The organism is Shewanella sp. ALD9 (assembly GCF_002836315.1).
Lineage (GTDB): Bacteria > Pseudomonadota > Gammaproteobacteria > Enterobacterales > Shewanellaceae > Shewanella.
Genome location: NZ_PJCD01000038.1, coordinates 67,806 through 87,926 on the forward strand (window position 1 = coordinate 67,806; position 20,121 = coordinate 87,926).

The 20,121-nt window shown below is 40.1% G+C and carries 17 protein-coding genes; 8 read left to right on the forward strand and 9 right to left on the reverse strand.

The features are described from left to right. Positions 1 to 223: 223 nt before the first annotated feature. From CXF88_RS14765 to CXF88_RS14785, 5 genes are all read left to right on the forward strand, one after another. A complete protein-coding gene (locus CXF88_RS14765; protein WP_242445175.1) occupies positions 224 to 2,140 on the forward strand; it encodes a choice-of-anchor I family protein in 1,917 nt (638 codons plus the stop codon). Positions 2,141 to 2,354: 214 nt separating this feature from the next. Next, the gene (locus CXF88_RS14770; RefSeq protein ID WP_101087651.1) at positions 2,355 to 4,094 is read left to right on the forward strand and encodes a SulP family inorganic anion transporter; all 1,740 of its coding nucleotides are present in this window, start codon (positions 2,355 to 2,357) and stop codon (positions 4,092 to 4,094) included. Positions 4,095 to 4,322: 228 nt separating this feature from the next. Next, positions 4,323 to 4,946 carry a 2OG-Fe(II) oxygenase gene (locus CXF88_RS14775; protein ID WP_101087534.1) on the forward strand — a complete coding sequence of 208 codons (624 nt, stop codon included), beginning with the start codon at positions 4,323 to 4,325 and terminating at the stop codon, positions 4,944 to 4,946. Between the two features lie 181 nt (positions 4,947 to 5,127). Next, on the forward strand, positions 5,128 to 5,718 hold the full coding sequence (locus CXF88_RS14780) for a GNAT family N-acetyltransferase (RefSeq protein WP_101087652.1): 591 nt from the start codon (positions 5,128 to 5,130) through the stop codon (positions 5,716 to 5,718). Between the two features lie 33 nt (positions 5,719 to 5,751). Then, positions 5,752 to 6,141: a hypothetical protein gene (locus CXF88_RS14785; protein ID WP_242445178.1), complete on the forward strand. Its 390-nt coding sequence runs from the start codon at positions 5,752 to 5,754 to the stop codon at positions 6,139 to 6,141. Between the two features lie 64 nt (positions 6,142 to 6,205). Here CXF88_RS14785 and CXF88_RS14790 read toward each other — a convergent pair whose 3' ends face one another. The 5 genes from CXF88_RS14790 to sbcB all read right to left on the reverse strand — a co-directional run bounded on the left by CXF88_RS14790 (position 6,206) and on the right by sbcB (position 12,748). Beyond that, the gene (locus CXF88_RS14790; RefSeq protein ID WP_101087536.1) at positions 6,206 to 6,538 is read right to left on the reverse strand and encodes a YdbL family protein; all 333 of its coding nucleotides are present in this window, start codon (positions 6,536 to 6,538) and stop codon (positions 6,206 to 6,208) included. Between the two features lie 15 nt (positions 6,539 to 6,553). Beyond that, positions 6,554 to 6,712: a YnbE family lipoprotein gene (locus CXF88_RS14795; RefSeq protein ID WP_081430160.1), complete on the reverse strand. Its 159-nt coding sequence runs from the start codon at positions 6,710 to 6,712 to the stop codon at positions 6,554 to 6,556. Positions 6,713 to 6,775: 63 nt separating this feature from the next. After that, entirely contained in the window at positions 6,776 to 9,922 is a 3,147-nt protein-coding gene (locus CXF88_RS14800; protein WP_101087537.1) for a YdbH domain-containing protein, read from the reverse strand. Positions 9,923 to 10,390: 468 nt separating this feature from the next. Beyond that, the gene (cdd, locus tag CXF88_RS14805; protein WP_101087538.1) at positions 10,391 to 11,287 is read right to left on the reverse strand and encodes a cytidine deaminase; all 897 of its coding nucleotides are present in this window, start codon (positions 11,285 to 11,287) and stop codon (positions 10,391 to 10,393) included. Between the two features lie 45 nt (positions 11,288 to 11,332). Continuing rightward, a complete protein-coding gene (gene sbcB / locus CXF88_RS14810; protein ID WP_101087539.1) occupies positions 11,333 to 12,748 on the reverse strand; it encodes an exodeoxyribonuclease I in 1,416 nt (471 codons plus the stop codon). 167 nt (positions 12,749 to 12,915) lie between these two features. Here sbcB and CXF88_RS14815 point away from each other — a divergent pair, with 167 nt between their 5' ends. The 3 genes from CXF88_RS14815 (at position 12,916) to CXF88_RS14825 (ending at position 15,035) form a co-directional block, all read left to right on the forward strand. After that, a complete protein-coding gene (locus CXF88_RS14815; RefSeq protein ID WP_101087540.1) occupies positions 12,916 to 13,722 on the forward strand; it encodes a hypothetical protein in 807 nt (268 codons plus the stop codon). Positions 13,723 to 13,748: 26 nt separating this feature from the next. Then, positions 13,749 to 14,573: a 23S rRNA (guanine(745)-N(1))-methyltransferase gene (rlmA, locus tag CXF88_RS14820; RefSeq protein WP_101087541.1), complete on the forward strand. Its 825-nt coding sequence runs from the start codon at positions 13,749 to 13,751 to the stop codon at positions 14,571 to 14,573. A 255-nt stretch (positions 14,574 to 14,828) separates the two neighbouring features. Continuing rightward, complete coding sequence (locus tag CXF88_RS14825; protein ID WP_011637160.1) at positions 14,829 to 15,035, forward strand: cold-shock protein; 207 nt, start codon at positions 14,829 to 14,831, stop codon at positions 15,033 to 15,035. Positions 15,036 to 16,174: 1,139 nt separating this feature from the next. Here CXF88_RS14825 and CXF88_RS14830 read toward each other — a convergent pair. The 4 genes from CXF88_RS14830 to CXF88_RS14845 all read right to left on the reverse strand — a co-directional run bounded on the left by CXF88_RS14830 (position 16,175) and on the right by CXF88_RS14845 (position 19,535). Beyond that, positions 16,175 to 17,074 carry an ABC transporter ATP-binding protein gene (locus tag CXF88_RS14830; protein ID WP_101087542.1) on the reverse strand — a complete coding sequence of 300 codons (900 nt, stop codon included), beginning with the start codon at positions 17,072 to 17,074 and terminating at the stop codon, positions 16,175 to 16,177. Beyond that, complete coding sequence (locus CXF88_RS14835; protein ID WP_101087543.1) at positions 17,071 to 17,904, reverse strand: ABC transporter permease subunit; 834 nt, start codon at positions 17,902 to 17,904, stop codon at positions 17,071 to 17,073. Before CXF88_RS14835 ends, CXF88_RS14830 begins: the two co-directional genes overlap by 4 nt. Positions 17,905 to 17,942: 38 nt before the next feature. Next, complete coding sequence (locus CXF88_RS14840) at positions 17,943 to 18,596, reverse strand: DUF480 domain-containing protein (protein WP_101087544.1); 654 nt, start codon at positions 18,594 to 18,596, stop codon at positions 17,943 to 17,945. 105 nt (positions 18,597 to 18,701) lie between these two features. Beyond that, entirely contained in the window at positions 18,702 to 19,535 is an 834-nt protein-coding gene (locus tag CXF88_RS14845; RefSeq protein WP_101087545.1) for a S1-like domain-containing RNA-binding protein, read from the reverse strand. Between the last annotated feature and the right edge of the window lie 586 nt (positions 19,536 to 20,121).

Here is a 20,121-nt window from a genome sequence, read left to right on the forward strand (position 1 = left end):
TGTTGCAGACGATGCTAATTTAATCAACACTAGTTTACCACGATATTAGACATTTACTGCGGCTGATTTTGTAATGAATAATATGTACAGATTGTGCTTACATTTTCATTATATTGATTTTTATTGATGGCACATAAATGCAACATTATTGTCATTAAAGCTTCATTGTTTTTGATTAGATTATTCGCTTTAGATTACCAACCTCTATTCGGAACTTGAGTTTATGATGCGCTTTGTTCAAGGAAAAACGGCACTGCTAGTGTCTGCAATAATGACCACCATGCTACTAACAGCATGCGATGGCGATGACGGCCAAATGGGCTCAAAGGGTGATAGTGGCGTAGATGGAGCCAGTGGTAATAATGGTTTATCTGCTTTGGTTAGTGTAACCCCTCTTGTTGTAGGTCATGCTCAGTGCACGTTTGGTGGTCAGCAAATTGACACTGGATTAGACACTAATAGTAACGGTGTATTAGAGATGAGTGAGGTTGATAGCAACCAAACTCAAACGATTTGTAATGTTACCCAAAATACTTTGGCAGTTGATTTAGTGGGGCGTTATCAGTCTGGTGTTTATGGCTTAAGTGCTGCAGAAATTGTCGATTATCATCCGTTGAGTCAGAGCGCATTTGTGGTGAATGCTCAAAGTGGCAAAGTAGATGTACTCGATTTATCGACATTAACTCAAACAGCCGTTCAAGATGAAGCAGGCTACAGTTTAAATAATATTGCCAAAAAGACCGAATTGAATATTAGCGTCGATACCGGGTTAACCTTACTGGGCGCCGTGAACAGTGTCAGTGTCTCGGGTAATTTGTTAGCGGCAGCCGTTGAGCGAGGCGATGGGTTAGGTAACGCTACTCAAGGTAATGGTATAGTGGCGTTCTATCGATTATCTGAAAGCGCATTACCCGTTTATTTGTCGTTTGTTGAGGTGGGTGCATTACCTGATAATGTCACTTTTAGCCCTGACGGTAGTGTGTTGTTAGTTGCCGATGAAGGTGAGCCTAATAGCGCTTATGATGTTGACCCTGAAGGTTCTGTTGCGTTAATTGCCATTGTGGGTGGTGTGCCAGCAACCACGGCAACTGTCATTGATTTTAAAGATTTTAATATTGGTGGTACGCGTAATTCAGAGCTTAATCCATTGATTAAAATTAATGGTCCTGGCGCGAGTGTGGCGCAAGATTTAGAACCTGAGTACATTTCAGTGTCAGCTGACAGTCAATTTGCGTATGTCAGTTTACAAGAAAACAATGCTATTGCTGTGATTGATATAGCAACAGCAACGGTAAAGCGTATTATTGCATTAGGGCTTAAAGATTTTGGTTTAGACGCTAATAAAATTGATGCCAGTGACAAAGACGATGCCATAAATTTACAAGCTTACGAAGGTGTTTATGGTATGTATCAGCCTGATACTATTGCTAGTTATCGATGGAATAATACTGATTTTATCGTAACGGCCAACGAAGGTGATGCCCGCGACTATGACGGTTTTTCTGAAGAAGCTCGAGCTGAAGATTTGAATTTAGATCCTAACCATCCGCAGTTTGCTGCCGCACAAGATAAAACCCAACTTGGGCGCTTAAAAGTCACCACGAGTATGGGCGATGAGAATAATGATGGCTTAATGGATAAAATAGTCGCTTACGGTGGCCGTTCATTTTCGATTTGGACTGCAGAGGGGCAACAAGTTTTTGACAGTGGTAGTGATTTCGAGCGTATTACCGCGGCGTTATTAGCGATGAACTTCAATAACAACAACGATGAAAACAAAGGTGATAGCCGCAGCGACGACAAAGGCCCGGAGCCAGAGGCATTAGCTATTGGCCAAATAGGTTCACATACTTATGCCTTTATTGGTTTAGAACGCACCGGTGGTTTTATGATCTACGACATTACTAACCCTTTTGCCGTATCGTTTGTCGATTATGTTCGTAATCGTAATTTTGATGCCGACTTTGCCATTGATACCGACACCGGCGAAGTAGAAGGTGATGCCTCTTTAGCGGGTGATTTAGGTCCTGAGGGGATGAAGTTTATTGCTAGTCAATACAGCCCTACCGGATTGCCATTATTGTTAATTGGTAATGAAGTCAGCGGCACCACTGTGGTATATCAATTACGTTTACAGTAACGATATCGCTACTTCTGTATCATTATGGCTATTTTATATTAGCCACAAATTAGTAACTCAAAACGCCAAGTCTAACTCGCTTGGCGTTTTTTATTGGATGAAATTTTATTTATCGTTGGTGAATATGTCGTAATTAATTTGAAATAAAACTATGATAACAACCTGCTTTATTATTATTGAGGTTGTTGTGTTACTGAGTCGGTTATATGGATTTATGCCTGGTTTAGAAACCTTTTCTCGTTACGAGCGAAGCTGGCTTAAAGATGATGTTCGTGCTGGTTTATCTGTTGCTGCAGTCGCTTTACCCGTGGCAATTGCGTATGCGCAGTTAACGGGCGTGAATGCAGCTGTAGGTTTGTATTCATGCGTGTTGCCGATGCTCATCTACGCCTTATTTGGCACCTCAAGACAACTAATCGTTGGCCCTGATGCTGCAACATGTGCGGTAATTGCCGCCGTTGTGACCCCTCTAGCGGCCGGCGATAGCCTAAAACATTGGCAATTAGTGATGACCATGACCGTGATGACAGGGTTTTGGTGCTTGATTGCAAGTCGATTTAAATTAGGCGTGTTAGCCGATTTCTTATCCAAACCCATTCTGATGGGGCTGCTTAACGGTGTCGCTATTACCATTATTGTGGGGCAATTCTCAAAAATATTCGGTTTTACCTTTGATGAAAAATACTTGCTTGAACGCCTAGGCGGTGCGCCAAGTTATTTATCACAAACTCACATACCGACATTGATGATGGCCATTCTCACTGTGGTTGTTTATTTTGTGATGAAGCGGTTAAAACCGACATGGCCAGCATCAATGTTTGCAATTGCAGTAGGTGGTGCATTGGTGTGGGCTTTTCATTTAACCGATTATGATGTGGCGGTTATTGGTAGCGTGGCAGGTGGTTTGCCATCATTTCAAGCTCCTGTGTTTAACATAGGTATTGCGCGTGAATTAGTGATGCCGGCACTCAACTTAGCCATGGTCAGTTTTGTGAGTATGATGCTGACCGCACGCAGTTTTGCTGCTAAAAATGGTTACGACATTGATGCCGACAAAGAGTTTAAAGCCTTAGGCTTAGCCAATATTGCTTCTGCATTATCGCAAGGTTTTGCCGTGAGTGGTGCCGATTCTCGTACTGCGGTGAACGATGCTAACGGCGGCAAAACTCAGTTAGTATCGGTAATTGCTGCAGTGTTAATCGCCGTAGTGGCGGTGTTTTTAACCGCGCCGTTAGAGTTTATTCCCAGCGCAGCGCTCGGGGTAGTATTAGTGATAGCGTCTGTGCACCTTATCGACTTAAAAGCGATTTGGGGCTTACGTTTACGTGATCGCCAAGCCTTTTATTTAGCTTTAACCACTTTCCTCGCAGTACTTTTTATTGGCGTGATCCCTGGGATCACCCTTGCAGTGTTATTAGGATTGTTTCAGTTTCTTCGTACGGTTATGCGACCGACGGATCAAGTGTTGGGGCTGGATGCAAAAGGCATTATTCGCAGCTTAGATAGCAGCGACAAAGCCTCATCGGTACCTGGCGTGTTTATTTATCGGTTCAATTCTCCGCTAACCTATTTTAATGCCACCTACTTTAAACGCCGTTTACTGGAACGCTTTGCTCGGCAGAACCAACTTGAAACGGTCGAATGTGTGATTATTGACGCGGTACCCTGCTTTACTCATTTAGATCTAAGCGTAATGGCAATGCTGACCGACATCGATGTGTTATTAAGAAAGCGTGGTGTCAGTTTAGTGTTGGCAGGGCGTAAGCGGCAGTTAATTAGCTGGTTTGAACAAACAGATATGGTGTCGGGCTTAGAAGGTATTACTATTCGCTCAGATTTATATCTCGCCTTAAAAATGCAACAAAGTCATGTTGCAGCGTGTGAAGCACAAAAGCTTGATGATAGTCATAGCGATGATTCAACCGAGGCCGTATTAACACACAGCCAAATTTAACCATTAGGTTTACCTGGTACTGTGTGTTAGCTTGGTTTAAGTTTATGAATTTTAATGATTTTAATAAATGTTGTTCATGGCGGTTTTATTCTATAAAATCGCCGAAAATAATCAAGGTATGGCAATCATACTTTGTAATGACGCCCCCTCGAAAATCAGGCCCTTAATTTCCTTTCTGTGCCCTTGAGTAAAGTAAAAAGCGTAGTCTTTCTGTTGGATGTGGCATATATGGTTTCGCAAGTAAGTGAAGCAATGCTGGATGTGATCGCAGATGCGTTAGTCGATAAAGGGTATATCCTTTTATCTGATATCATTCCTGATTATGTAAGTTTAGCCTTGCTTGAAAAAGTGCAAGCTCAGCAAGATATTGATTTTAAAAAAGCCGCCATTGGTCGAGGGATTGAACAACAAATCAATACTGAAATTCGCTCGGATAAAATTAGCTGGTTAGACAATCAAGATCATATTGACCGTGAATATTTATCGATTATGAGCCAATTGAAAGACGGGTTAAATCGTCGTTTGTTTATGGGGCTGTTTGACTTTGAAAGTCACTATGCTGTTTATGAGCCTGGTGCTTTTTATAAAAAACATGTTGATGCGTTGCATGGCAGCCAAAATCGTATTTTATCGACAGTATTTTTCTTGAATCCAGATTGGCAACACAGCGATGGTGGCGAATTGATCATTTATGATGAGTTTGATGCACCTTTAGAAGTCGTTAATCCTAACATTGGTACCTTGGTATTGTTTTTAAGTGAACGCTTTCCGCATGAAGTCAGGCCGACCACAAAAACCCGTAATAGTATTGCCGGCTGGTTTAGGGTGAGTAACGCGAATCACGGTTTTTAATTTTACCGTTGGCAAGGGATCCGTCTTTAGTGATTGGTTGTAGCAACAGCAAAACAATGTTTTTACGCGATAGATAAAAACATTGTAGTTGCTGGCTGTAAATCTATATGCAGTTAAGGTAATGTAACCTTTTACTATAAGGAGCGTTAATTTGAGCTGGATTAATAGACAAGATTGCTTAATGGGCGAACATGTTATCCTAGAGCCACTGTCTTTCGATCACGTTCCTGGATTAACTGTGGCTGCCAGTGATGGCGATTTGTGGACATTATGGTTTACGCAAATTCCTAATGCCGATGGTATGAAAGAGTATGTCGAGCACGCTTTAGCTTGTGAAAACAAAGGCGAAGCGGTCGCGTTTGCGGTGCGTGATAAAGTCTCTGGCAATATTATTGGTTGTACTCGAATTTGCCACTGGGACCAACCTAATCGTAGACTCGAAATAGGCTACACTTGGTACGCTAAATCTTATCAACGTAGTGCTATTAATACTGAGTCCAAGTTATTATTACTCCGCTATGCATTTAATACCTTAGATGCTATCGCGGTCGAATTTAGGACGCATTGGCATAATCATGCCTCTCGAAACGCTATCGCACGGTTGGGTGCTAAGCAAGATGGCATTATACGCAATCATAAAATTCAAGCTGACGGGACTATTCGTGACACTGTGGTGTTTTCGATTATTGAAACCGAATGGCCTCAAGTTGAACAATTTTTAACATCTCGCTTAGCGCATTATCAATCGTTAACTTTATCTCCAAATTTCTAAAAACGAAGGGAAACAACCATGAACAAATCTGCTATGTGGGTTTTTACTGTGTCGGCTATATGCATGAGTGTAACTGCACACGCAGAAGATGCTGCAGAAAAAGCATTCACTGATGAACTACTTGAATGTGCAGCGTATTATCAAATTAGCTCGGAAGCGATTGCTGCGATGAATGCCCCACAAATGAAAGCGGTGGGTGATCGTTTAAAAACCTCTGCAATTGATGCCGTGGCGATAGCGGGTAAGTACCGTGCCCCAGAGCAAGTTGAAAAAGATGTTGTTGCTGCTAAACAAAAGCAAATTGATAAATTAGCTGGGTCGAATAACTTAGGCGCATTGATGTCAAAATACAAAGACTCTTGCAAATCGATTGTCACAGACCCACAGAAGCGCTTAGATTATTGGGTTATGGCGACCATGTAATGGTTTGTTAGACATAGACATAGACATAGACATAGACATAACCACGTAGAGGCAACTCTCGTGGTTATTTTTTTAGCCATTGCCCTTGTGGCGTTTGGATCATATGCCCAGGTTCCGCTGCTTCAATCGCTTTTTGAGCCGCAAGAGTGGCAATTTTATCTAGGCTAATTTTATTTCTCTCAGCGATGAGTTGATAATAGTGTTTGCGTTTGGTATTAACCGTGAGTACGAGCTGTTGTGTTTCTTTTGATTGAATGACAACACCTAAATAACCGTTTGTTTGCTCACCTACTAGTCTGGCCGTTTTGGCTTGTTGCAATGTCATTGCCCAAGCAGTGGCACACCATAATAAACTGGTTAAGCATACGGCAGTGGCTAAAACGAATCTAGATTTCATCTTGATAACCTCTGCTTAAAATAACTCGTCATTCTCAAGTAAATTATTGAGTTCTTTTTCCACTTTAATTCTAATTTCATGCTCAATTTTAACATTTAAGTTAATGACAATTGGCTTGTCAGGTGGCTCTATCTTTACGGTAGGCGTACAAGCTGATAACCATAACGATGCCATTATGGTGCTGATACTGACTAAATATGTCGATGAATATTTCACGTGGGCGATCCTTTTATGCTGCTATTGGACTTTTGCTTCAATTTTGCTTTGTAGCTGATTACCGATCTGAGTACTTTTGTATAACTGAATTAAGTTTTCTTGGTGAGAGTAATTAAGGTGAACAGGGCGCTCAATGTCACGGCTGTTACCTTTTACTGCAATATTAATCTGTGCATCGCCGTTGGGTATCATGTCAAAGGAGCTCGACAATTCAGTATAGTTAAGATGCTCAAGTGCGGTAAAGACTAATCCAAGATAAGGCTGAGATAATTCTAGCTGATCCATTGCAGGATTTCCGGCAACTTCAATTAATCCTCCAGGTGCTCGCGCAGCCAGTTTGCCACCAGTAACAGTCACTTTGCCATCAACCAGTACCGCGGGTAATACGCCATCAAATAAGCCATTGGCTTTAACACCCACTTGCGGTTGCTCTTCTAAGAATTTTTCTAGGCTCAACCCTTGTAATAATAAGTATCCATAAGATTTATCATGCAATTTTAGTACAAACTCAGGTAATAAAAAGCGTCCATCAAGCATGTCGCCGCTGGCGGTAAGGTTGATGTTGGTCTCGCTTAACCCTGTAACTTGCTGTAACCAATTGGTCGGCGTTTTATTGCCGTCTTTATTGAGTTCGATATCGGCATTCAAATTCAAGTTTGTTAGCGATAAACCAAGTTTAGCTTGCTGTAAACTGATTGCGGTTTGTGGGCAGACTAATTGACTGTGAGCAAAGTGTTTTTCAGCCGCAGGAGTATTAGGACCATCGTGAGTTTGCTGCCAGTTAAATTGGCATTGGGCAAACACGTCACCGCCGTTAAAGGTTTTATCTTCCCATTGGCCTGACAAAGATGATAACTGTTGTTGAATTTTCATTTCAAACTGACTGGTGTTGCCTATTTCGCTTAATGCAAAACCTGCGATTAGTTTGCTGTGGCCTTGAATTGTAAAGTTATCTGGCAGGGGTTGGACTTTTTGTAATGTCTTGATTGCTGTTTCAATATCGGTATCAAAAGTCCATTGGCCAGCTAATGATAATGGGCTTTTTTTATCAGCAAATTTAAGTAAGTGATAACTGCTTAAATTAAGGGTATCGAGTTGCCATTGTTCGCTACCAACCAGTAATCCTTTGGATAAATTGAGCTGCTGAGTAACCGTAATCTTATCAAGCGCAAGTAGTGGCTGGCGGCGACTTTTGCCCAGTTGCTTGGTGATATCGAGTTTATTGATACGCCAAGCTATGTCGTTGGTTGCAGGGTTTTGTAACCAACGTTCTAGCGACTTGTCGATGGGCTCATCTTGATGTAACGCCAAGATTATACCTTGATTGATGGCAATATCGGCTTTGTTAACCGAGGCCAGTGTAGTTGATAGTTTACTGTTGTCCACTTGGGTTGCTTGCTGAACAATCAATTGGCCAATTTGCAGTGTAAACGGAGATAGATTGAGTTGAGTATTATTTTGTTTGAATGACATGGTCGAGGTGTCGTTAAGCACAAGTCCGAATGACCCTAATAGTGCAGAAGATTTTTTGGTCTGCTTGGTATGTTGTTCATTCTCACTGGTAATACTGCGCAATATACTTGTGTTGTTGACGGCTACGCTGGAGCTTGGCAGCAATGACAGTTCGAGTTGATGTTGTTGCCACTGCGATATTTGACCGACTAGATTCACTTTCGCATTAGAAAGTGACAGCTGCTCTAACGGGATCTCAGGGAATAAGGCTTTTATATCAATGATACTTGGAGCCATCGTGGTTACTGGTGCTGATGTTGGTTCGGATATATTTTCACTGACGGTTACGGTTGTGTTGGCTGTGGTGAGTGTGTTAATTGGCTGTTGTTGTGTCTTGCCTGTTGCTTCCGGGGTCGACAATGCCATACCCCAATCGAAATGACTGTTAAATTGTTGATGACTATTGAATGTGGTGTGCGCCAGTTTTAATTTGCTTTGGAGCAATAACCCTTCAATGCTGACGCTTAGGTCAGGAATTGACACCTGCAGAGGTAGAGCATCATTTTGCAGCGGGATAACGACTTCAACGGGATAGGCCATGCCTACATCGATACTGGCTAGCTGAGAAGGTGATTTAGGGGTTAACTGTTCAATGATATGAACTATTTGATTGGCGTGATCATCGGCTAACAATGCAATTAATTTATTTCTGTCGTCTTGTGAGGGCGACAGTTGGTAGTGTAGCGGGGCAATATCAAGTTTTAGCGCGAAGGCATCGATGGTTTTACTGTTGTCTAGTGAGGCCTGTAGCGGGTAATTGCCCAAATTAAGCATCGCCTTAATGGGTTGTTGCGGCGAAAAATAGACACTAGGCCAAAGTGGCGAGTGCAAAGATAATCCGTCTATCGATTGCTGACTGCTCATCTCGCCGCTGATTAAATTAATTTTACTGTTGGCTGTCCATTGGCCTTCTATGGTGACTTGCTGTTGACGAATGGGTTGTAGAAGTTGTGATAGCTGCGTATGCAAACCATGAAGCATATTGTTGCTTTGCGCTTGTTGTGACTGTTGTTTATTGTTTAATAAGCTTAAATATTGTTCCAATGAATCAAGCCCTTGATAGCTTAACCCTAAATCAACAAGGGTGTTAAATTGCCAAGCACGTTTGTCTAAGCTGGCATCTAGGCTAAATAGCGGGAAGTCATCAAATCGCCACAAGGTATTTAGTTGACCTTTTTGTGTCAACGTAAGCTGGTCCATCTTTAAAGTGTGTTGCTGTGGGAGATCTTTATCCAGCACTGGTAGCTTAATGTTTATTTCACCTAGCTCAATAGTGGGTAATTTTGCGAGGTTGAGTTGCATTGCCGCTGGAGATTCTTCAGTTTGTTGTGATTGACGAATGAAAAAACTGTCGCCCAAATCAACATAGACACTCTGGGTTTTGATGCTAACGATATCGTCGGCGTTGATTTGTTGGTTTTTAAGAATTTGCAGGCTGTCACGCAGCTCAAGATTGAACTCTTGGATAGCGATATGACTGTCTTCAATTTTTAGGACTAACCTGGGGATCCGAATATGATTAAATGAGACATATTCGGCATCAAAATTAAGCACTTCTATGTGGTTGTCGGCTAATAAGTTGTTGAGTATTTTGACCGTAAGAGGTTTGGCATTTTCGATAATGGCCCATACTAAAGCGACTGTACAAAACAGCATAAAGAGTAAAACTTTGCTAAGGCTCGATATGCGCAATAGTGACTCGCTTTACATTTGTTTGTTCATAGATAACGATGTGCCCGTTAATAATGTTGCAGTTATTATCTGAATTTGGCTATAAGATTGATTAATATCGGCCATGGTAATAATCCTACTCATTATCTGCCATTAAAGGAGATAAATTATCTACAGACTGTTGTTGATTAAACGCTGCATTAGATGAAAATTATTAGCCAGTAAATAATTAAAATAGCAATAAACAGTTGTTTGTTTAACGATGTGTACACCGATAATTTAATGTTATCCATGCTAAAAATGTCAATTAGCTTAGCATGGTATCAGCAGTAGATTGTTAAAATATAATACATTATTAATCTAGGTTTAATGTAGTGTTAATCCAAATAAAAAAAGGCGCTTATTAGCGCCTTCCATCTATCTGAATATTTAACATAGTAAGTTTGCTGTTATTTATCCCAGCAATGGTTCTACAACCATATGTTGAAGCTCAATCGGTGCGATTGCATGCAGAGCATCCATAGCAGCGCCGACCAAGGTAATTTTGCCTACTGATGATTCGACTAATACCGCGCGCTTTATTTCGCTGTATTGACGGTTATGGCGGATTAAATTGGATAATGCCATTTGCATCGGTTGCATTGATGGATTAAATGCCGCACTTTCAGCATAACGACCACAGAAAGTGGCGCCGTCGTTAGTTTCTAATACAACAGCGGCATTGCTATTAGTATATGGCGCGTAACTGAGGCCCATTTGATCAATGGCTTCGATGATCATTGGGTCATCTGAATCACAATTAAATTCTTGCTCGCGCTTACATAATAGTGGCACGGTTATATCTAAGTCTGCCGGCCCAAACGCATAAGGTAAATAATGCGCTAATGTTTGGGTTGGTTGATTAGGCAGGTGAATATTTATTTTACTGCCATTGACTAGTTCGTTCATAAATTGGCGACAATGACCACAAGGACTGAAGTTTACAATGATATCAACAATTTCTGTTTCACCACTTAACCATGCATGACTAATGGCACTTTGTTCAGCATGAACACTGTGAAATAACGCTTCTCCGGGTAATTCTAAATTAGCACCCATGTACAAGTCGCCACTGCCACCTTTTGCAATAGCACCGACATAAAATTCGCTTATCGGTGGGTTAGCGAGTGCTGCGGCAATAGGTAATAAATCCATGAGCACTTGTTGCTCTGTTTTACCGCTTGCGTTAACTAGGCCTGCAAATTGACTTGCATCAATATGACCGCAAAATTGCTCGTGTAATAATGGCACAAGCGCATTGGCCAAAGGTTTGTCTAGTTGAGTAATGCTTTCTAAAAAACGATTTTGCATTCCCTTAATCCTTAGATGAAATAAATTGGGTAAAAATAAAATTTACTATAGTGACTGTAAATATTGATATAGGGCTTTTAATAGCTTTTGTTTGTGTTCATTCTCGCTGGTTTCTTCGACCAGGTTCTCGAGTTTAATCACATAATCGGCATCCGATAAGCGTTGTTGACAGAAATCACGCCATTTACGGACTTCACTGTCGCTTAATGTTTCTGGATAATTACGTGCCCGAAAACGAAACAACATTTCATTGATCCGCGGATCATCAAATTGCAATGCCAAAGCTGCTAAATTATGTGGTGCAGTATGGCAAATAATGTCCATTTTTGTTTTATCAGCATGGCTGAAAAATCCACCGCTATATAGCATTAAATCAGGATCGGTGATCGGTTTACGATCTGATTCAAGTTCAAATACTTGGTTAAGCTTTTCGCGCAATTCTGGGTGGTTTTTTAAGCGTTTATATTGCTCACGTGCAAATGCTTTATCGAACTGTAATTTTTCAGCTACCTCGTCGTCAAGTAATTTTGGCGATCCGATAAAGGGACACTTGTTAAGGTGGATTTGTTTGAGTGGTATTGCGAGCTCATTTTCAGCTAAGTTTTGACGAGACGTATACATACGATCATTTATTTCTTGAGCAGATAATTCTAATAATGGCGAGATATCCATGGCCAAATTAACGCATATCACCGCATTTTTATTAGTTGGGTGATATGCCACTGGCGCGATTAACGTAGTACAGCCTTGCAGCGCACTAATTTTTGAACTGACATGAACCAAAGGCTGCATTTTAAGGACATCAATATGATCCGCAACCGCTTGTTTACGCCTTAAATTAAAATAATATTCGTACAGCTTGGGTTGTGTCTGCTTTATCAGTTTAGCCATAGCAATCGTGGCATAAACGTCTGACATAGCATCATGGGCTTTTTCATGACTTAAACCATTCGCTTGGGTGAGTAACTCTAGCTTGAAACTCGGTGAGCCATCTTCTTTCTTCGGCCAATTTATTCCGTCTGGACGAAATGCATAGCAAGCTCGAACTAAATCAATGATATCCCAACGAGAATTACCGTTTTGCCATTCTCGCGCGTAAGGGTCGATAAAATTACGATAGAAACCATAGCGACTGACCTCATCATCAAAACGTAATGAGTTATAGCCCACAACACAGGTGCTGGGTTGGCTAAACAGCGTATTAATACGTTTCATAAACTCAGCTTCTGGTACGCCCTTAAGGTTGGCCAGTTGTGGGGTTATCCCCGTAATTAATATGGCTTCGGGAGACGGTAAATAGTCAGGCGCGAGTTTGCAATAAAAGGTTTCAGGCTCACCGATAATGTTGAGTTCTAAATCGGTTCGAATACCCGCAAACTGAGACGGACGATCTTTGCTTGGGTTTGCCCCGAATGTTTCATAATCGTGCCAGAATAAGGTGGGTTGAATTGCGTTAGCCATAGTAAGTATAAGATCCTTTTCGCGATTAAAACCATGTTAACATTTATCAGCATAAAAAAATGATAATGAGGTAACCTTCAATATGATTTTTCTAATATAACCTTGTTTACTGGTGACTAATGTGGATTTGCTGGTTACAATTTAGTGAAGTAGTAAAGGAATATTGTATGCATCATCATGTATTTACTCAACCATGCGTCAGTGAAATAACTCAACCGACTGCGTTGACACTTCGTTTACCGGATAGTGTGAGTGATTTATTAGTACTTTCAACGATGAGTAATCCTTTAGTTGAGTTTGTGGTTAGCCAAGTTGAGCATAAACAAACGACACTCATTTTACGTATTCAACCTTTTTTGACTTTTGCTTTTGAACATACACAAACAATGATTGAAACGCCTACTCAGCCAAGGCTCGTAGGGCAGGGAATTAAGTTATATCCTTCAATGGGGGTAGCTCCACGTGTGTGTATTGAACAACTCAGAAATGGGGTGACGATTAATATTCACGCTGATGAAGATGTGCACTTTAGTGTAGCTGCTGAAGCTCGTTTTGAACTAGTGACGTTAGAGAATGACTTACGGATTTTGAGTGAACCTCAAGCTCTAGTTATGGCTAAAGCGATATTAGGACGTAAGTTTGATTATGATGAGCCTTCTACCATGCTTGCGGTTCATATCAGTGAATTAGAGCAAGTTCGACGAGAATTACGTGATTACCTCCGAGGCGAGTCGGGCAAAATCCACCCAGGTGTCTCAACTGAGCTACTAAAACTCGATCATTTATTGCAAAATAAGCATCAATGGTTGTTACGGACCTATCATCAGTCATTAGAGCGTTCCAACTTCGGCCGCTCGTCTAATGAACAATTTTATAATAATGAACAATTACAGCGTAAATTGGATTGTTTTGAACTTTTAGCCCCTAAAGACGTGTCGGAAATGGTCAATAAGCTGTGTGATGACGATCTTTAACTTTTCAGTAACTCTAGAGCCCACCCATGTCTTATATTTGCCCTATTTGTAGCGCGCCATTAGTACAACAACAACATTCTTGGCAATGTGAACTGCGTCATCAATTTGATTGTGCTAAAGAAGGTTACGTTAATTTATTGCCTGTACAAAAAAAGAAAACAAAAGATCCTGGTGATAACAAAGAAATGATGATTGCCAGACGAGAGTTTCTTAATCAAGGCTTTTATCAACCTTTAAGCGACAAAGTAAATCAGTTAGCGCTAGAGTTTGCTGGAGGAGATGCCACTAAGGTGCTCGATATAGGGTGTGGCGAAGGGTATTACAGTCATCGGTTATTTGAAACGTTGCAGTCTGTGGTTAAACCCCATTGTGAGTTTTATGGTTTAGATATTTCTAAGTCTGCAATTCGTTATGCTGCCAAACGCTATAGTGGATTACATTTTTGTGTGGCAAGTGCATTTGAAATGCCTTTTGCTGATGACAGTTTTGATTTAGCGATACGTATTTATGCGCCGTCTAAAGTTGAAGAGTTACAGCGGGTGATAAAACCGACCGGAATACTGATAACCGTTTCTCCCGGGCCGATGCATCACTATGCGTTAAAAAAGAAAATTTATAGTGAACCCAAACAACATCCACAAGAACCTATGGTGTTAGATGGCTTTACTTACTTAGCACACCAAGCGTTAGCTTATTCATTAACATTAACTCGTGCGGAAGACATTGATCACTTTCTTAACATGACTCCTTACGCATGGAAGTTGAGTGATTCACAGAAGTCTCAGATAATAGAGCAAGGGCTCGAGTGTGAGATAGATTTTAAAATCGAAATTCATCAACGAGAACAATAAGCAATCAGATAATTGATATAAATAACTATTTGATGCTCAAAGATAAACCTTTTTGAAATGAGACTAATTAAATACCATTGTTTGGTTGATGTTTGTTGACTTATCCTGAAAATGGTTTATAGTTTACTCAGCTTGAAGGTTGGGCTTATATTTATCAATACGAACAGTTTCGTCCTGTAAACATAAGTAATACCGGCATTTTCCAGCTTTACTGCCGTTAAGGCTTTAACTATTTTTTTTTACAGGATTTATATTATGTCTCAAGTTACTGGTGTTGTTAAGTGGTTTAACTCTGATAAAGGTTTCGGATTTATTGAGCAAGAGTCTGGTCCAGACGTATTCGTTCATTTCCGTGCTATCAACTCAGACGGTTTCAAAACTCTTGACGAAGGTCAGAAAGTTTCTTTCACTGTGACTCAAGGTCAGAAAGGTCCTCAAGCTGAGAACGTTTCAATCGTTTAGTATTTAGCTTCGGCTAAGTGTTAAAAGATTTAAAACTGTAGCAATTTATTGCTGCAGTTTTTTTTGCTTTTTTATTGTGTATTGTCATCATGCTAATCGTCTAATCGTCTAATCGTCTAATCGTCTAATCATATGTTGTATATCATTAATCTATTTATCTCTCTCTCATATCATTAATACACATAGAAATATTGTTATGCGCATCAAATCATTTATCAGTTCAAAATGACTCCAGAAACTCATTCAAAGATGATAAAAACCGTTCTTCTGTCGACGCTATACGGTCGACCCGCGTATCCCTATATGCTGTACCGTCACTTAAGATTTAGCTTTTCTAAAGAACCAGGTGGCTCACTCATAAACGGTCATCACATAAAGCCAACTTAATAAGATGACTAGAATTGAGGATTATTAGTTTGTCTTTGTTATGTAAATACATTAACAGCCAAAATTGTTGAGTATTATAAGCACAATAACAGCAATGGCTTGTTTGCCATTTAGTGACAATACAGAGCAGACTCAGAACTAATACACAACGAATTCATCGTTATAAACGCTCATTCAGCCGTTGCTTATTGAATATCTGGATTGTATTAGTCGTAACGACAGGTTATTAGCGCATTAAAACACACGTCAGCAATGGGCGTGTTTAAGTCTAAGCTTATAAAATCATTATTATTATGAATTTTGCCTATTTATGTTGTCTATTTTAGAATCTTTTAATAGATTTTAGCGTTGAGCTCACTAACTGAAGGACGCTGAGTTAATTGCATTGAGGTTGCTGGGAAGGCTTCTTTACTTAAGGGCCTAGTCATTTAGACTGATTTCTTAGCATTTAGTCGTTATTTTGAATGTAGAGTATTTGCTGTTTTAGAGTCGCTGTAGAGGAGGGATGAGCGATTGAAGACACTTTAACATACCTCATTTGATGTGGTTTTTTAAGCAATTAAATTTTCATTATATCGACCTGATACGTAAATAATATATTAAAAAATGCCATCGTTTATTAATATGGTGAGTTATCACTAATTAATAAACGATGGCATTAGAGACTGATGCTTATGAGGTTTGTTGTTAAGCCTTTTTACGCAAACCGATTTTAGTCAGCATTAAAGGTTCATTTAACCATTGGCGGTGAGTTAAGAAAACAAGGTTTCTTCTAAGGTACGGCCTTTAAGTAATGCTTTATATTGCCACTGGTGAGCAGTAAACAGCTCAAACAACTGCATTTCAATGGCAAAGCCGGATTGCTTTTGGTACTCGATAACATATTGCTCATCACCGATACGCCTTACTTCAATGATATCGTTAAGGCCTAATAACTGCTGATGGAGGCTGTCCATGTCACATTGCTTCATTGTCAGCGTGATAAAGTCTGTCGCTTGGCTGGCTTTAATTGATACCGATTGCTGTAATTTGCCATGTTCGAGATAGACAACTTGGTCGCATAACTTTTCAAGTTCATCAAGGTTATGTGAGCTGATCACAAAAGTCGTATGGTCGGATAAATCTTTGACAATTTGACGAATTTTTTTCGCATTGGCAGGATCAAGTCCCGCTGTCGGTTCGTCGAGTAACACAATCTTAGGAGAACCCATGAGGGCTTGGGCAATAGAGACTCGTTTACTCATACCATGACTTAAACTTTTAGGTTTCGCCTCTGCTGAGTCACTTAAGTCGACAAGGGCGAGAACTCTTAATGCTTCTTGTTTTGCTGCCGCTGCTGTCATGCCTTGTAATTGGGCAAAAAACTGGAGTTGCGACACAATACTAAAATTAGGATCCAATGCTGCATCTTGTGGCAATGCCGACAATAGTCCTTGTAACGCTTTGCTACCGGGTTTATGGCCTAAAATGCTAATACTGCCATTGGTGGGTTGAATAAAACCGCATAGTAAACTAAATAGCGTTGTTTTACCGGCACCATTTGGACCCACTAATGCAATGGGAGCACCTTGTGTAAGCGTTAACGATACAGTGTCGAGCGCAAGTTTATTACCGTATTGTTTAGAAAGGTTGTCACATTGAATGATACTCATAGCGCACTCCTACTCATTAAGACTTTACCAGCAAATAAAATAACCGCAGTTTGCAGTAAAGGAATGGGAGCGTATACGAATGAACCTAATCCTTGAGTATTGATCAAATTACCTATTTGCGAACCAGGCAGTATCCAGTTTAACCAGCTTAATTGTGGGAAATTCATATTAATTAATGCAATAAATATTGATACTACAGCCCACAAGATAACCGCAAATATACTGGCTTGTCTTGCTGAGTTTGCATGTAATGACAGCACCGCCATAGCAGCAGTGTAGGGTAATAATACGATCACTAGATTAACCATTACGATTAAGCTAGTTGTTATTGATGGCAATAACAAAGATATATCACGTGATAATGCTAATGCGATGGTTGCCAATAACGTTAAGATGATCAACATCAATTGGATAAACATTTGCCCTAAGAAACGACCAAAAAACAAACTGGAACGACTGACTCTTAAGGTTAGAAATCGCAAACTACCACGTTGTTTATCTGAACTAAATTGGTCTGCGGCAATAAAAATACTGAACATGGGGAAAAGGTACAGTGCAGCTAACCAAAACACAGCAAACTCTTCGACGGTCCATTCAAACAGATGGCGTAAACTCCCTGGCCCAAAGAGGGCTTCAGTAAAGTCTTTGAAGTTAGGCTGCATAATAAATTCAGATGCACTCTTGATAGGGTACAGCAATAAAATTGCCCAAATTAGCATAAAGGCGATTAATGAAATCATACCGCTTTTGTTAGTAAAACGTTTGGTTAACTCATATTTGGCTAATAACCAAATATGAGTTAACGTCGATGGAGAGGCGGTACGGTCCATATACTTTTCCTTGCTTAACCTGTTTTGGAAAGCGTTAATTAGTTTAAAAGCGACTCTAATTGGGCTAGCTTTTGTTCTAGCAACTCAACTCTTTGTTCTAGTTCTACAATCCGAGAATCTTGCTGTACAGTTTGTTGAGTGTGAGTCGACACGACAATGGCATCACTGCTGTTCACATCATAATCATCAACGTTGCCACTAAAGCACTCAAGGAAGCGACAATCACGTTTATTCGCTTCTCGAGCAAGTTGAACTACTAAAGGCTTTTCACGTTGGCTTAATGCCAGTAATGCAGTTTCAACCTGTGAGACATCAGTGAATTCGTGGAGTCGATTGGTACGAGTTTTGAGTTCGCCTGGTGTTTGCGGTCCCCGCAATAACAACACGCAAATTATAGCGACTTCCGCACTGCTTAACTGCAATTCACTGAATTCAGTATTACAAAAGCGATGCTTATATTTTACGACTCGACTACCGAAACCAGATTGCTCGCTGAGTAAGCGTTTTTTGGTAAGATCGTCTAATACTGTTTTTACTTGAGATTCGCTCAGTGACAGCACAGGTTCGCGGCTGCTTTTTTGATTACATGCTAAGGCGAGTGAATTTAATGACAGAGGATATTGATCTGGAGTCGTGAGTTCTTTTTCGAGTAAACATCCGATAACTCTAGCTTCTAGTGAGGTTAATTCCATACACAGTATCCTTTTAATAAAAAGCATGATTCTATTACTTTTATAACAGAGGCATGCTTTTTCTCAAAGGATTGGACTAGTTTACCGAGGCTAATCGATTATTGTTCACACAGTTAGGCGAATACCTTCACTTTCGATTGTGATTTCACCTGCTTTAAATAAACCACCAATTGATTTCTTAAAGGCTTTTTTACTCATGCCGAGTTTGTCATAAATGACATCAGCATCAGTTTTGTCATGTAGTGGTAAAAAACCATTAGCGCTACGCAATTTATTAATGATCAAACGGGCATTTTTATCTAGCTCGTCTTTATCACCTTTTTGCAGTACAAGATCAATTTTGCCATCACTGCGAATCGTTTTGATATAACCAGTCACTTTTTGACCAAATCGCAATTTTTGGAAAACTTCATTAGTGTAAATTACGCCCCAATGCAGGTTGTTAATAATGGCTTTGTAACCCAACTCTGTAGTGCCACCGATGATTAAATTAACCTGTTCACCTTCGGTATAATGCGCTTCTGTTTTATCGACAAACTTATCCAGTTTTGACGATGCCATAATACGTTCGTCGGCATGGTTAGCATGGACATAAACTAAATATGAGTGGCCTTCTTCTGCCGGTTTATGTTGCTCGCCAAAAGGGAGTAGTAAATCTTTGTCTAAGCCCCAATCTAAAAATGCGCCGAATGGGCCCGTGGCGATTACTTTTAAATAAGCATATTCACCCACTTGAGCTAACGACTTTTGGGTAGTAGCAATCACAATGTCTTCAGAGTCTAGGTAAAGAAACACATCTACCATATCACCGACATTACAACCGGTAGGGACAAATTTATTAGGAAGCAAGACTTGTCCAAGCTCTTGAGCATTTAGATAAACCCCAAAATTAACTTGTTTAACAACTTCTAATGAATAACGTTTACCGATTTGTATCATGAATGACTCTACTTTAATTAAAAATGAAAAAGATGATCTTAAGAAAAACACGTAATTATACACGTAAATTAAGCTCACGTTGTGCCAATTAAGCGCTATCGAAAATCATTTAGGCTTATCGCCTTGTTTGTTGAGGTTTATGACAACAATTGTAGATGATTTTTTATAGTAATTAATCGGTAATTAACTTGCATTACACCGCATAGCAGGTTTTAATTGCGCCGTTTTTATAAAGGCTAAAAATGTGGTTGGTTAGCAATTAAAAAGTGAACTAACTGCAGGCGTAATCAGTAAAATACTTGTTACAGCAGCGAACTGATGTTCAGCAGCCAAAATTTGCATGCTTTGTGGATTTCTGCGTAAGATGTTCTATATAAGCAGATGCGAAACATGATAACAATGACGATATGATCTCGAGCCAATATATAGGGCCTTCATTTTGTCTGTCACAGGTTTTACAGCCATAATCATAGTGCTGAATAAACCATTTTATTTCTTGGATAGCATTGTTGTGTTATCTGGATTTTTAACAAGCAGAAGCCACTTTTGGTCAACTGCTAACTTTGATACAAATACGGAAAATAAT